This is a genomic window from uncultured Streptomyces sp., from assembly GCF_947488945.1.
Taxonomy (GTDB): Bacteria; Actinomycetota; Actinomycetes; order Streptomycetales; family Streptomycetaceae; genus Streptomyces.
Genome location: NZ_CANLBS010000011.1, coordinates 218361 through 231114, shown reverse-complemented (window position 1 = coordinate 231114; position 12754 = coordinate 218361). Strand labels below are relative to the sequence as shown.

The 12754-nt window shown below is 74.0% G+C and carries 15 protein-coding genes; 7 read left to right on the top strand and 8 right to left on the bottom strand.

The genetic code is table 11. The features are described from left to right. Positions 1–84 precede the first annotated feature (84 nt). Positions 85–1617 (top strand): S8 family serine peptidase, encoded by a 1533-nt coding sequence (locus tag Q0994_RS19745; protein WP_299536680.1) that lies wholly within the window; start codon positions 85–87, stop codon positions 1615–1617. Between the two features lie 100 nt (positions 1618–1717). On the opposite strand, the gene Q0994_RS19740 is transcribed toward Q0994_RS19745, so the two are convergent. The 3 genes from Q0994_RS19740 to Q0994_RS19730 are packed head-to-tail and all read right to left on the bottom strand — an operon-like array spanning position 1718 to position 4424. Beyond that, a complete protein-coding gene (locus Q0994_RS19740) occupies positions 1718–2761 on the bottom strand; it encodes a zinc-dependent alcohol dehydrogenase family protein (RefSeq protein WP_299536678.1) in 1044 nt (347 codons plus the stop codon). 32 nt (positions 2762–2793) lie between these two features. Further along, positions 2794–3498 (bottom strand): lysoplasmalogenase, encoded by a 705-nt coding sequence (locus Q0994_RS19735; RefSeq protein ID WP_299536675.1) that lies wholly within the window; start codon positions 3496–3498, stop codon positions 2794–2796. After that, positions 3495–4424 carry a sterol desaturase family protein gene (locus Q0994_RS19730; protein WP_299536674.1) on the bottom strand — a complete coding sequence of 310 codons (930 nt, stop codon included), beginning with the start codon at positions 4422–4424 and terminating at the stop codon, positions 3495–3497. The genes Q0994_RS19735 and Q0994_RS19730 overlap by 4 nt, the downstream gene beginning before the upstream one ends. Positions 4425–4683: 259 nt before the next feature. Between Q0994_RS19730 and Q0994_RS19725 the strand changes: the two genes are divergently transcribed. The 5 genes from Q0994_RS19725 (at position 4684) to Q0994_RS19705 (ending at position 9440) form a co-directional block, all read left to right on the top strand. Next, positions 4684–5670 (top strand): DEDDh family exonuclease, encoded by a 987-nt coding sequence (locus Q0994_RS19725; protein ID WP_299536672.1) that lies wholly within the window; start codon positions 4684–4686, stop codon positions 5668–5670. A gap of 63 nt (positions 5671–5733) precedes the next feature. Continuing rightward, positions 5734–5967 (top strand): hypothetical protein, encoded by a 234-nt coding sequence (locus Q0994_RS19720; protein WP_299536670.1) that lies wholly within the window; start codon positions 5734–5736, stop codon positions 5965–5967. 70 nt (positions 5968–6037) lie between these two features. Continuing rightward, entirely contained in the window at positions 6038–6838 is an 801-nt protein-coding gene (locus Q0994_RS19715) for an SURF1 family protein (RefSeq protein ID WP_299536668.1), read from the top strand. A gap of 48 nt (positions 6839–6886) precedes the next feature. Then, on the top strand, positions 6887–8680 hold the full coding sequence (locus Q0994_RS19710) for a glycoside hydrolase family 15 protein (RefSeq protein WP_299536665.1): 1794 nt from the start codon (positions 6887–6889) through the stop codon (positions 8678–8680). Between the two features lie 4 nt (positions 8681–8684). Further along, positions 8685–9440 (top strand): SDR family oxidoreductase, encoded by a 756-nt coding sequence (locus Q0994_RS19705; RefSeq protein ID WP_299536663.1) that lies wholly within the window; start codon positions 8685–8687, stop codon positions 9438–9440. Between the two features lie 76 nt (positions 9441–9516). Here the strand turns inward: Q0994_RS19705 and amaP are convergent, their stop codons facing one another. From amaP to Q0994_RS19680, 5 genes are read right to left on the bottom strand one after another with little or no spacing between them, the layout of a single operon-like run. Further along, on the bottom strand, positions 9517–10104 hold the full coding sequence (amaP, locus tag Q0994_RS19700; RefSeq protein WP_299536661.1) for an alkaline shock response membrane anchor protein AmaP: 588 nt from the start codon (positions 10102–10104) through the stop codon (positions 9517–9519). Further along, the gene (locus Q0994_RS19695) at positions 10101–10859 is read right to left on the bottom strand and encodes a DUF6286 domain-containing protein (protein WP_299536658.1); all 759 of its coding nucleotides are present in this window, start codon (positions 10857–10859) and stop codon (positions 10101–10103) included. The genes amaP and Q0994_RS19695 overlap by 4 nt, the downstream gene beginning before the upstream one ends. Beyond that, a complete protein-coding gene (locus Q0994_RS19690; RefSeq protein WP_299536656.1) occupies positions 10856–11209 on the bottom strand; it encodes a hypothetical protein in 354 nt (117 codons plus the stop codon). Before Q0994_RS19690 ends, Q0994_RS19695 begins: the two co-directional genes overlap by 4 nt. Beyond that, complete coding sequence (locus Q0994_RS19685; RefSeq protein ID WP_299536654.1) at positions 11206–11400, bottom strand: hypothetical protein; 195 nt, start codon at positions 11398–11400, stop codon at positions 11206–11208. The genes Q0994_RS19690 and Q0994_RS19685 overlap by 4 nt, the downstream gene beginning before the upstream one ends. Before the next feature lie 31 nt (positions 11401–11431). Then, positions 11432–11899 (bottom strand): Asp23/Gls24 family envelope stress response protein, encoded by a 468-nt coding sequence (locus Q0994_RS19680; RefSeq protein ID WP_299536652.1) that lies wholly within the window; start codon positions 11897–11899, stop codon positions 11432–11434. 95 nt (positions 11900–11994) lie between these two features. Between Q0994_RS19680 and Q0994_RS19675 the strand changes: the two genes are divergently transcribed. Next, positions 11995–12753 carry a hypothetical protein gene (locus Q0994_RS19675; RefSeq protein ID WP_299536649.1) on the top strand — a complete coding sequence of 253 codons (759 nt, stop codon included), beginning with the start codon at positions 11995–11997 and terminating at the stop codon, positions 12751–12753. Position 12754 lies beyond the last annotated feature (1 nt).

Below are 12754 nucleotides of genomic sequence, written 5' to 3'. Positions count from 1 at the left end.
TGATCGGCGCTAGTTTCACTCGTCATGTACCCGACCGGACACGCCAGGTGTCCGACCGGCTGACACGGATGATGTGGAGAACCCATGGCTCATCTGGCTTCCAGACGTACGCGCGCACTCGCGATGCCCGTCGGACTCGCGCTCACCGCCTCGCTCGGCTTCCTGCCGGCGGCCACCGCCTCCGCCGCCCCCGCGGCCGGGCCGGCCGCCGCGGCCGAGGTCGGCCCGCTCCTCTCCTACGTCGTCAACACCACCGGCGGTCCGGGGACCGTCAAGCAGGTCAAGAAGGCGATCACCGCCGCGGGCGGACAGATCGTCACCACGTACGACCAGATCGGCGTCATCGTCGTGCACTCGACGAACCCGGCGTTCGGGGAGACGGTCCGGCGCGTGCGCGGGGTGGAGTCGGCGGGTGCGACCCGCACCAACCCGATCGTGCCCCAGTCGACCACCGACGTGGGCGCGATGGCGCAGCCGCTGTCGGCGGCCGAGGCCCAGGAGGCAGCCGCGGAGGCGGCGGCCGGACAGGACCCGCTGGAGCCCCTGCAGTGGGACCTCCCCGCCATCAAGGCGGACAAGGCCCACGCCGTGTCGCTGGGCAGCTCCAAGGTGACCGTGGCGGTCATCGACACCGGCGTGGACGACACCCACCCGGACCTGGCGCCCAACTTCGACGCCAAGGCCTCCGTCAACTGCGTCTCGGGCGCTCCCGACACCACCGCCGGCTCCTGGCGCCCGGCGGCCGGCGAGAGCGACCACGGCACCCACGTGGCGGGTACCGTCGCCGCCGCGAAGAACGGGGTCGGCGTCACCGGCGTCGCGCCCGGCGTGAAGGTGTCCGGCATCAAGGTGTCGAACCCGGACGGGTTCTTCTACACCGAGGCGGTCGTCTGCGGCTTCCTGTGGGCCGCCGACCACGGTGTCGACGTGACCAACAACAGCTATTACACCGACCCTTGGCTCTACAACTGCAAGAACGACCCCGACCAGGGCGCGCTGGTCGAAGCGCTCGCGCGGGCCACGAAGTACGCCGAGCGCAAGGGCGTGGTGAACGTCGCGGCGGCCGGCAACGCCGGCGACGACCTGGCGGCCGACGAGATCGCCGACTCGACGAGCCCGAACGACACCACCCCGGTGGACCGGGTCATCGACCCGAAGGTGTGCCTGGACACCCCGACGATGCTGCCGGGCGTGGTGACGGTCTCGGCGACCGGCGCCAAGGGCCTCAAGTCCTCCTACTCCAACTACGGTTACGGCACCGTCGACGTGGCGGCGCCGGGCGGCGACTCCACCCGGTACCAGACCCCGGACGCGCCGGCCACCAGCGGGCTGATCCTGTCCACGCTGCCGGGCGGCGGCTACGGCTACAAGGCCGGCACCTCGATGGCGTCCCCGCACGTCGCCGGCGTGGTGGCCCTGATCAAGTCCAAGCACCCGTACGCCTCGCCGGCCGCGGTGAAGGCGCTGCTGGCGCTGGAGGCGGACGCCACCGCCTGCGGCGCGCCGTACGACATCGACGCCGACGGCGCGATCGACGCGGTGTGCGAGGGCGGCAAGCAGTACAACGGCTTCTACGGAGCCGGTGTGATCGACGCGCTGGACGCGGTCCGCTACTAGAGGGCTCGCGCGCTGCGACGGGAGGGCCGGGAATCCGACGGGTTCCCGGCCCTCCCGTCATGAGCGGCCCGTCGTCCCGTCACGGCCGGGCGCGCCGGCGTCACGGCTTGATGAGCACCTTGAGAGCGCTGCGGTCGTCCATCGCCTCGTACCCGGCCGGGACCCCGTCGAGGTCGACGGTGAGATCGAAGACGGGCGACGGGTCGATGGTGCCGTCCAGGACGTCGGGCAGCAGTTCGGGGATGTACGCGCGCACCGGGGCGACTCCGCCGCGCAGCGCGATGTTGCGGTTGAACATCTCGCCGAGGTCCAGCCCGGTGCCGCTGCCGTGCGGGACGCCGACATAGCCGATGGAGCCGCCGTCGCGGGCGATGCCCACCGCGGTGCGCATCGACTGCTCGGTGCCGACGGCCTCGATGACGCCGTGCGCGCCCTCGCCGCCGGTCAGCTCGCGCACCGCGTCGACCGCGGCCCCGCCGCGCTCGGCGACGACGTCGGTGGCGCCGAACAGCCGGGCGATGTCGGTGCGGGCGGTGTGCCGGCCGAGGGCGATGATCCGCTCGGCGCCGAGCCGCTTGGCGGCCATCACGCCGCAGAGGCCGACCGCGCCGTCGCCCACCACGGCGACGGTGGAGCCGGGGCGGACGCCCGCGCCGACCGCCGCGTGGTGGCCGGTGCCGAGGACGTCGGAGAGCGCCAGCAGCGCGGTGAGCAGCCGGTCGTCGGAGGCCGCGCCGGCGGGCAGCTTCACCAGGGTGCCGTCGGCGAACGGCACCCGCACCGCCTCGCCCTGGCCGCCGTCGGAGCCGACCGACCCCCAGAAACCGCCCTGCGGGCAGGAGGTGTGCAGCCCCTCGGCGCAGTAGGCGCAGTTGCCGTCGGACCAGACGAAGGGGGCGACCACCAGGTCGCCGGGGGCGAAGCCGCGCACCTCGGCGCCCGCCTCCTCGACGACGCCGAGGAACTCGTGGCCGATGCGCTGGCCCGGCTGCCGGGCGGACTCGCCGCGGTAGGCCCAGAGGTCGCTGCCGCAGACGCAGGCCCGCACGACCCGCACCACCGCGTCGGTGGCCCGCCGGATCTCTGGGTCCGCGACCTCCTCCACCCGGATGTCGTGGGGGGCCTGGATGACGGTGGCGCGCATGCGGGGGTCCTGCCGTTCTCGGTGGTGCGGTCTCAGATGCTGGTACGCCCTTCACCGTACGCCGGGCGCACCGCCGACGAACCCCGCGGGGTGCGGAGCGCCCCGGTGACCAGCAGGAACTGGGCGGCGAGGTAGGTGAGCATGACCAGGAAGTCGTGGGCGGGCGGGGGCGTCCACCCGGCGACGCCGACCGCGATCAGTCCGTCGGAGAGCAGGAAGAGCGCCCCGCCGGCGGCCGCGTACGGCCCGAGCGCACCGGAGCGCCAGGCCATGGCGGCGAGCAGCAGCCCGTACCCGGCCATCGGCGCCCGCAGCCCGGTCGGCAGGTCGCCGAAGAGGGCGGCGAGGAAGAGGGCGAGGACCACGGCGTACCCGGCGCCGGCGGCGCGGGAGACGGGGCGGCGGCCGAACAGCAGCAGGTAGCAGACGTGGCCGGCGGCGAAGGAGGCCATGCCGACGAGGAAGGCGAGGTCGTCGTCGGCCAGCAGCAGCAGGTCGCCGCCCCAGCCGAAGCAGAGCGCGGCGACGAGCAGCCGGGGGGCGCGCCGGGCGACGGCGTATCCGGCGAGCAGCGGCATCAGGAGCGGCTTGGCGACGAGGTGGGCGCCTTCGACGGGGACCAGCACCCCGAGGAGGTCCACGAGCGAGACGAGCAGGAAGGCGGTGAGCAGCGCGCGGGCGGCCCGTGCGCGCGGACGGCCGGCGGCCGGGCGGTCGGCGGCCGGGCGGAGGCTCATCCGGTGGTCCGGGCGCCGGGGGCGGGGACAGCCGTGGCGGGGGCGGCGGGGGCGGAGACGGCCGTGGCGGGGGCGGCGGCCCGGTCCGGGCGGTCCGCGGGCTGCCAGCCGGGGCCGCGGAAAATCCGGCCGGCCCGCTCGCCCCATCCGTCGGCGGCCCGGACGTCGCGGGCGATGGCGGCGTACTCGTGGGTGGCGACGCGCAGCGGGTTGTAGGTGTCGATGTTCTTGGTGAGGCCGTAGACGGGGCGCTCGGTCTCGGCGGCGAAGGAGCCGAAGAACCGGTCCCAGAGGATCAGGATGCCGCCGAAGTTCCGGTCGAGGTAGCCGCCTTGGGAGGCGTGGTGGACCCGGTGGTGCGAAGGGGTGTTGAGGACGTACTCGACCGGCCGGGGCAGCCTGCCGACCCGTTCGGTGTGGACCCAGAACTGGTAGACGAGGTTGGCGGACTGGCAGAACGCGAGGGCGGCCGGGTGGACCCCGCAGGCGATCATCGGGAGGTAGAACGGCCAGACGGTGGCGGAGGTCCAGGGCTGGCGCAGGGCGGTGGTGAGGTTGAACTTCCGGCTGGAGTGGTGGACCACGTGGCAGGCCCACAGGATGCGCACGACGTGGTGGCCGCGGTGCGACCAGTAGTAGAGGAAGTCCTGGGCGAGCAGCATCAGCAGCACCGTCCACCAGACCACCGGCACGCGCAGCGGGGTGAGTTCGTACACCGCGGTGTAGACGGCGACGATCGGCAGCTTCCACAGCAGGTCGAAGCCGAGGGAGCCGAGCCCCATGGTGACGCTGGTGGCGGCGTCCCTGGCGTCGTACCCGGCGGCGTCCTCGTCCGGATGGAGGCGGTGGCTGACGATCTCGACGACGGTGAGCAGGACGAAGGCCGGTATGGACCACAGCACGACATCGGGCAGGTTCGGCTCCATGCGACGACCGTAGAGGTGCGGGGCGGCCCGCCGACAGACGTTGTTACCAACAAGTATGTGAGACGCGGCGTCAGTTGTTTTTGTCACCTTCCGCCATATGCGGCCGCTGCGTGGACCGTTCGGGACGCCGATGGCCAGGGAACCGGTCCCTTCGGTTCCTGGGGGCGCGCGGAGGTCCGGTCCGCGCGGCGCGCGAGCCGTGCGCGCCGTCCGCGGGGACGGGCGGACGGTGGGCTGTCGGCGGCGGCCCGTATTCTCTGTGACCATGCTCGACGACCGTCAGATTGCAGCGCCGTGGCCGGCCGCCTACCCCCAGGGGTACGCGGTCGTCGACGTGGAGACCACCGGCCTCGCCCGGGACGACCGGATCATCTCCGCGGCCGTCTACCGGCTGAACGCCGTGGGCGACGTCGAGGACCACTGGTACACGCTGGTCAACCCGGAGCGCGACCCCGGCCCCGTCTGGATCCACGGGCTCACCAGCGACGTGCTGGAGGGCGCCCCGCTCTTCCCGGAGATCGCCGAGGAGTTCTCCTCGTACCTCGCGGGCCGGGTGCTGGTCGCGCACAACGCCGCGTTCGACTGGTCGATGATCGCCCGTGAGTACGCGCGGGCGCGGGTGACCGCGCCGGTGGAGCACCGGCTGTGCACCATCGCGCTGGCCAAGGAGCTGCGGCTGCCGCTGCCCAACCACAAGCTGGCGACGCTCGCCGCCCACTTCGGCGTGGAGCAGCGACGCGCCCACCACGCGCTGGACGACGCGCGGGTGCTGGCGGAGGCCTTCCGGCCGAGCCTGCACCACGCGGCCCGCGACGGGGTGCGGCTGCCGCTGCTGGAGTGCCTGCCGCTCGCCGAGTGGTCCGACTCCCCGGTGGCGCCGCGCATCGGCTACCAGGCGACGTACCCGCGCACGAGTTGGCGGCCCGCCCGCAAGCGCCCGGCCTGCCCCTACCCCAACCCTGGGCGCTACCACCCGGACCGGCCGCTGCGGCAGGGGATGCGGGTGGCGTTCTCCGGGGACACCTCGGTCGAGCGTGAACTGCTGGAGGACCGGGCGGTGGAGGCGGGGCTGCACGTGGCGACCAGTGTGTCGCGGCTCACCAGCCTGCTGGTGACCAACGATCCGCACGCCTCGACGTCGAAGACGCTGAAGGCGAAGTCGTTCGGCACCCCGGTGGTGGACGAGGCGGCCTTCACCCATCTGCTGAGGGACGTGGCACCGGCCGGACCCCCTGCATCGGAGTGAACCGGCGGCGACTCGCCCGGCGGCCGCTCGCCCCCCGGCGGCGCGCGTCCCACCCTGTGGCGCATGGCACGTTGTGAAGTTTGCGGGAACGACTACGGCATGTCCTTCGAGGTCCATGCCCAGGGTGCGGTGCACGTCTTCGACTGCTTCGCCTGCGCCATCCACCGCATGGCGCCCATCTGCGAGCACTGTCGGGTGCAGGTGATCGGGCAGGGCGTCGAGGTGGACGGCCACTGGTACTGCGGCGGGCACTGCGCCCGCGCGGAGGGGAGGACGGGCATCGTGGACAAAGTGTGACGGGCCACCCGGACCCGCGGGGCCGACCCCACCGTGACGCACCCCATGACCCCGGTTGTACCGTCATGGGGTGTACCGCTTCCTGTTGACCCGGCAGTGGGTGATCCTGGCCCTCCTCGCCCTGGTCCTGATCCCGACCATGGTCGAGCTGGGCTTCTGGCAATTGCACCGCCACCAGCACAAGGTCGCGCAGAACGCGCTGATCTCGCGGAACCTGGACGCCGCCCCGGTCCCGGTGGACCGCCTGACCTCCCCCGGCCACACGGTGCCGCGCGAGGACTACTGGCGCACGGTCACCGCGACCGGCACCTTCGACACCGCCCACGAGGTGGTGGTGCGCCGGCGCACCTCGGACGACGACCGGATCGGCGTCCACGTGCTGACCCCGCTGAGGCTGACCGGCGGCGGGACGGTCCTGGTCAACCGGGGCTGGGTCCCGGCCGCGGCCTCGCAGAGCGCCTTCCCCGACGTCCCGGCCGCCCCGGCGGGCCGCGTCACGGTCACCGGGCGGCTGAAGGCCGACGAGACGAGCGGCAGCAGCGGCATCAAGGACCTCAAGGGGCTGCCGGACCGCCAGGTCATGCTGATCAACAGCGCCCAGCAGTCCGCCCTCCTGGGCCGCCCGGTGTTCGGCGGGTACATCGAGCAGACCGCCCCGGTGCCGTCCGACGGCTCCCCCGAACAGATCGCCGCCCCCGACGACGGCTCGATCGGTCCCCACATGGCGTACGCGGTCCAGTGGTGGCTGTTCGCCGCCGCGGTGCCGGTCGGCTACGTGGTCCTGGCCCGGCGCGAGAAGCGCGACCGGGCGGAGGCCGCCGCGAAGGAGGCCGCGGGCGCGGCCGGGGAGCCGGTCGGCGCACCCGCGTAGTCGTATCGAGGCTGCTTAACATCCCTCCCGTTCGGGAACACGCCCCTGGTGACTCCACGTATCGAGGACTACGCCCTCATCGGCGATCTCCAGACTGCCGCGCTGGTCGGCAGGAACGGTTCTGTCGACTGGCTCTGCCTGCCCCGCTTCGACTCGGGCGCCTGTTTCGCGGCCCTGCTCGGCGACGAGGACAACGGCCACTGGCGCATCGCACCGGAGGGCGCCGGCAGCACCGAGAACTGCACCCGGCGCGGCTACGCGGGCGATTCGCTGGTGCTGGAGACCTTCTGGGAGACCCGTACCGGCACGGTCAAGGTCACCGACTTCATGCCGCAGCGCGACAAGTCGCCCGACCTGATGCGGATCGTGGAGGGGGTCAGCGGCACCGTCGACATGAGCTCGGTGCTGCGGCTGCGGTTCGACTTCGGCTCGGTGGTGCCGTGGATGCGCCGCTCGGACGGGCACCGGGTGGCGGTGGCCGGCCCGGACTCGGTGTGGCTGCGCAGCGATCCGCCGGTGAAGACCTGGGGCCAGCAGTTCAGCACCTGCTCCTCCTTCACCGTCACCGAGGGCGAGAAGGTGGCCTTCGTGCTCACCTGGCACCCCTCGCACTCGCACCGCCCCAAACTGATCGACCCCTACAAGGCGCTCAAGCACACCCTGCACGACTGGGCGAAGTGGTCGGCGGCCTGCACCTACACCGGCAAGCACCGGGAAGCGGTGCTGCGCTCCCTGATCACCCTGAAGGCGCTCACCTACGGGCCGACCGGCGGCATCGTGGCGGCCCCCACCACCTCGCTGCCCGAGGAACTCGGCGGCGTACGGAACTGGGACTACCGCTTCTGCTGGCTGCGGGACGCGACCCTGACCCTCGGCGCCCTGCTGTCGGCCGGCTATCTGGAGGAGGCCGGGGCCTGGCGGGACTGGCTGCTGCGGGCCGTCGCGGGCGACCCCGCCGACCTCCAGATCATGTACGGCCTGGCGGGCGAACGGCGGCTGCCGGAGATGGAGCTGCCGTGGCTCGCGGGGTACGAGGGCTCCCGGCCGGTCCGCATCGGCAACGCGGCGGTGCGCCAGCGCCAGCTCGACGTGTACGGCGAGGTGATCGACGCGCTCCGGCTGGCCCGCGACGCCGGGCTGGACGACAAGCCGCACGCGTGGAACCTCCAGCTCAGCCTGCTCGGCTTCCTGGAGTCGAGCTGGCGCGAACCGGACGAGGGGATCTGGGAGATCCGCGGCCCGCGCCGCCACTTCGTGCACTCCAAGGTGATGGCCTGGGTGGCCGCCGACCGCGCGGTGCGCTCCCTGGAGGACGACCCGTCGCTGCCCGGCGACCCGGACCGCTGGCGCGCGATGCGGGACGCGGTGCACGCGGAGGTCTGCGACAAGGGGTACGACCCGGTCCGCAACACCTTCACCCAGTCCTACGGGTCGAAGGAGCTGGACGCCTCGACGCTGCTCATCGTCCGCACCGGCTTCCTGCCGCCGGACGATCCCCGCGTGATCGGCACCGTCGACGCGGTCCGCGACGAACTGGGCCAGGGTCCGCTGGTACGCCGGTACAGCACCGAGGGCCGGTCGGTGGACGGACTGCCGGGCGACGAGGGCGCGTTCGTGGTCTGTTCGTTCTGGCTGGCGGACGCGCTGCTGCGCACCGGCCGGGCCGAGGACGCCGAGGAGCTGTTCGCCCGGCTGCTGGAGCTGCGCAACGACGTGGGGCTGCTCGCGGAGGAGTACGACATGGCGCTGGGGCGCCAGCTCGGCAACTACCCGCAGGCGTTCAGCCACATCGGCCTGGTGAACACCGCGGTCGCCCTGTCGGGCGGGGACGCGGCAGGATAGGGCCATGGATCTTGGACTGAAGGACCGCGTCTACATCGTCACCGGGGCCAGCCGCGGGCTGGGCAACGCCACCGCGCGGGCGCTGGCGGACGACGGCGCGAAGGTGATCATCACCGGGCGGGACGAGAAGCGCGTGACCGCCGCCGCCGCCGAGCTGGGGCCGGACACGGTCGGGCTGGTGGCCGACAACGCCGACCCCGCCTCGGCCCGGTCGCTGGTGGACGCCGCCAAGGAGCGTTTCGGCCGGCTCGACGGCATCCTCATCAGCGTGGGCGGCCCGGCGCCCGGCCTCGTCGCGGACAACACCGACGAGCAGTGGCAGACCGCCTTCGAGTCGGTCTTCCTCGGCGCGGTCCGGCTCGCCCGGACGGCCGCCGGGACGCTCGGCGAGGGCGGCGTCATCGGTTTCGTGCTCTCCGGCTCCGTGCACGAGCCCATCGCCGGACTGACCATCTCCAACGGCCTGCGCCCCGGACTCGCGGGCTTCGCCAAGTCGCTCGCGGACGAACTCGGCCCGCGCGGCATCCGGGTCGTCGGGGTGCTGCCCGCCCGCATCGACACCGACCGGGTCCGCGAGCTGGACGCGCTCTCCGGCGACGCCGCGGCGGCCCGGGCGGCGAACGAGGCGCGCATCCCGCTGCGCCGCTACGGGACCCCGGAGGAGTTCGGCCGGACCGCCGCCTTCCTGCTCTCCCCCGCCGCCTCGTACCTGACCGGGATCATGGTGCCGGTCGACGGCGGCAGTCGGCACGGTTTCTGAGGAGTCTGAGCCTCCGGGCACGCACGAGGGGTCCGCGCCGTCACCGGCGCGGGCCCCTCGGACCGTGGTGCGGCGGTCAGCTGACCCGTTCCGCGCGGTGCTTGACGGCTTTCAGCCGGACCTCGGCGGGCAGCGCGTCGAGCCCCGCGGAGTTCCTCGCGTGCGCCAGCGCCTCGTCGGCGAAGCCGCGCAGGGCGGACCCCGGGGCGGCGTGCGGCTCCAGCATCATCCGGGCCCGGACCCGCGGCGCCTCCCGGCGGCCGGTCAGCACCGCCTGGGCCCGGTCCACGCCGTCGATCCGGCCGGCCTCCTCGGTGAGCGCGTCCTCGACGGCCCGGCCGCGCAGCACGGCGCCCTCGCCGTCGCCGCTGTCGACCAGCACCTCGGAGAGGCGCCTGCGGCGCAGCTGCGTGAACAGCCACCACAGGGCCACGACCACGAGGACCGCCAGGGCGGCGATGACCACCGGCCACCACCAGCCCTCGTCGCGCCACCGGTTGCGGTCGGCGTCGCTGAGCAGCACGTCCCGGGGGCCGTACCACGGCCACCAGGAGGGCACCGCGGCGCCGAATCCGGCGGCCAGCACCGCGCCCCCGACCACGGCCAGCACCAGCCCGACGAGGCCGAGCAGCAAGCGGTTGACTGTCCTGAGCACCTGGTTCACCCCTTCGCCGTCGATCGGCGGACGTGCACCGAGAGGCCCGGCGGTTTCGCCAGGCCCAGTTCCTCGATGCCCGTGCCGACCGACGCGTCCAGATCGGACCGTACGTCGTCGAGTTCGCGGAAGTGCGAGACCGCCCGCACCGCCACCTTGCGGCGCTTGAGGCGGACCCGGACCGACTGCACGCCGGGCACCTCGACGGCCCGGTCGCGCAGCGCGAGCGCCGCGGCGTCGCGGTCGAGACCGGCCCGGACGTCACGGTGCTGACGGCGCATCGGCAGCAGGTCGCGCAGTCCGGGGGTGAGGGCGAGCAGAAGCAGCCAGAGGCCGATGAGCACGGCCAGTGAGGCGCCCGCCAGCATCCAGACGTCGTCCAGCCGCCGCTCGGCGAGGTCGTCGGCGACCGAGCGGCGCCAGGACATGGCCCGGTGGCCGGCCCGCACGGCCGCGATGTCGTAGAGCAGCAGGCCGCAGGCGCCCAGGCCGACGAGGGCGAGCAGGGCGGCGGGGATACGGCGGGTGGACCAGAAGCGGCCCGCCCGGCCGCCGGGCCGGGCGGGCTGCTCCGTGTCACCGGCGGTGTCACCGGGCGCGGCCTCCGGGCCGTCGGAAGATCCGGCGGCCGGATCGGCCGACGGGGCGCCGGCGTCGTCGTGTGCAACCGCCGGGAGCCGCCGGGTGGAGCCGTGGACGCCGTCCGCTCCGGCGGCGGGTCCGGCGTGCGGTCCGGTGTTCTCTCCGTGCGCGGGCTCGGTCATCTGGTCCTTCCCTGTCCGGCGGAGCCCGGCGCGGCGGGGTGCAGCTTCTCGACCCGCACCGCGACCTCGGGCACGTCCATGCCCGCCCATGCTCGTACCCGGTCGGCGACGCGGCTGCGCACCGCGCCGCAACTCCGCCCGATGTCGCAGGGGTAGCCGAGTTCCAGGGTGACCCGCACGCGGGCCGCGTCCCGGTGCACGGTGACGGTCGCGCTCGGGGGCGCGGCGTTCCGCGCGGGTTCCTCGACCGCCTCCCGCGCCGCCTGGGCGGCGATCTTGGCCACCACCCGGTCGGCGATCCGTGTCTCGCCGCGTTCCGCCGCGGCGACCCGGCCGGTCACGGCGTTCACCGCCGCCGGAAGCCGCGCTCGTCGCGACTCCGGAAGAAGTCGCCGGGCTCCAGGTCACCGTCGAGGAAGCGCCCGACGACGAAGCCGACCGCACCCAGGGCGGCGACCAGGAGGAAAGCTCCGAAGCCGCCGAAGTACCCGGCGAATCCGAGCGCCATGCCGGCCACCAGGCCGACCACAGCCATGCTCATGCTGACTCCTCAACTGCCGTGCGGCGCGGGATCACTGGACGCGGGACTGCGAGCCGTCCTCGTCGTCGTCCTCTTCGTCGGGCAGGTGGACGTCGCTGACGGCGATGTTGACCTCGACCACTTCGAGTCCGGTCATCCGTTCGACGGCGGCCACCACGTTCTCGCGCACGTCGCGGGCGACGTCGGTGATGGACACCCCGTACTCGACGACGATCTCCAGGTCGAGGGCTGCCTGCGACTCGCCGACCTCCGCCTTGACGCCGCGGGTGACGGACTTGCCGCCGCCGGGGACCCGGTCGCGCACCGCGCCGAACGTGCGGGACATGCCGCTGCCCATGGCGTGCACGCCGGAGACGTCGCGGGCCGCCATGCCGGAGATCTTCTCGACGACGCCGTCGGCGATGGTGGTACGGCCCCGGGAAGCGGGGTCTCCCCCGCCCGCGCGCTTGCCCAGACCGCCGCCCTGAGAGCCTTCGGTGCGCTGCGTGGTCTCACTCATGACCGCTCTTCCCTCCGTGGGACAGGTGTGTACTTCTTGCCCACATTAGGTGCGCTTGTCCCGTTTCGCGCCACGGGTACGGCAGGGTAGCGGTCATGACGACGGCTGACAGCCCGCAGAGGGCCGACGGATGGGCCGCGGCGGTACGCGAGCGGCTGGGACTCGGCCGGTTGCTCCCTCTGGGGGCGCCGGCGGACGGCACATGGATCGCGGAGGGGGCCGCGGCCTCGGTGCTGCGCGACGCCGCGCACACGCCCGGCACCGTACTGGGGACGCTGCGGATCGGAGCGGCGGAACCCGAGGAGGGGCACGGGGCGGCCCGGACGCCCACCGGACCGGTGCCACCGGCCCCGCCGAGCGCGGTGCCGGCCGGGCCGCTGCGGATCGAGGCGGGCTTCTCGGCGAGCGCCGAACGCCCGCTGCCGGCGGCCGCGGCACTGCTGCGCCGGTCGCTGCTGGACGCGGCGGCGCGGCGGCTGGGCCTGGAGGTGTCCGAGGTCGACCTGCGGGTCACGGACCTGCTGGACTCCCCGCCCTCGTCGCGCGCGAGCGCCCCGGCCCCCGCGGTGCGGGCGGCGAGGGCCACCGGCCCGGTGGGGGCCGCCGCCGAGGCGGTCCCCGGCGTGGCCCACCTGACCGGGGTGCTGGGCCGGCCGGTGCACGAGGCGGCGGACCACGTGCGGGTCGAGGTCGCCACCGAGGGCGGCCACCGGGCGCTCGACGTGGCCCGCGCGGTCCGTTCCGCGGTGAGCGGGACGGTGGACGACCGGACTCCGGTCTCCGTCCTGGTCACGGCCGTGGTGGAGGCCGGCGGCGGGGAGCCCGCGCGGGAAGCGCCGGCCCCCCGCCCCTGAG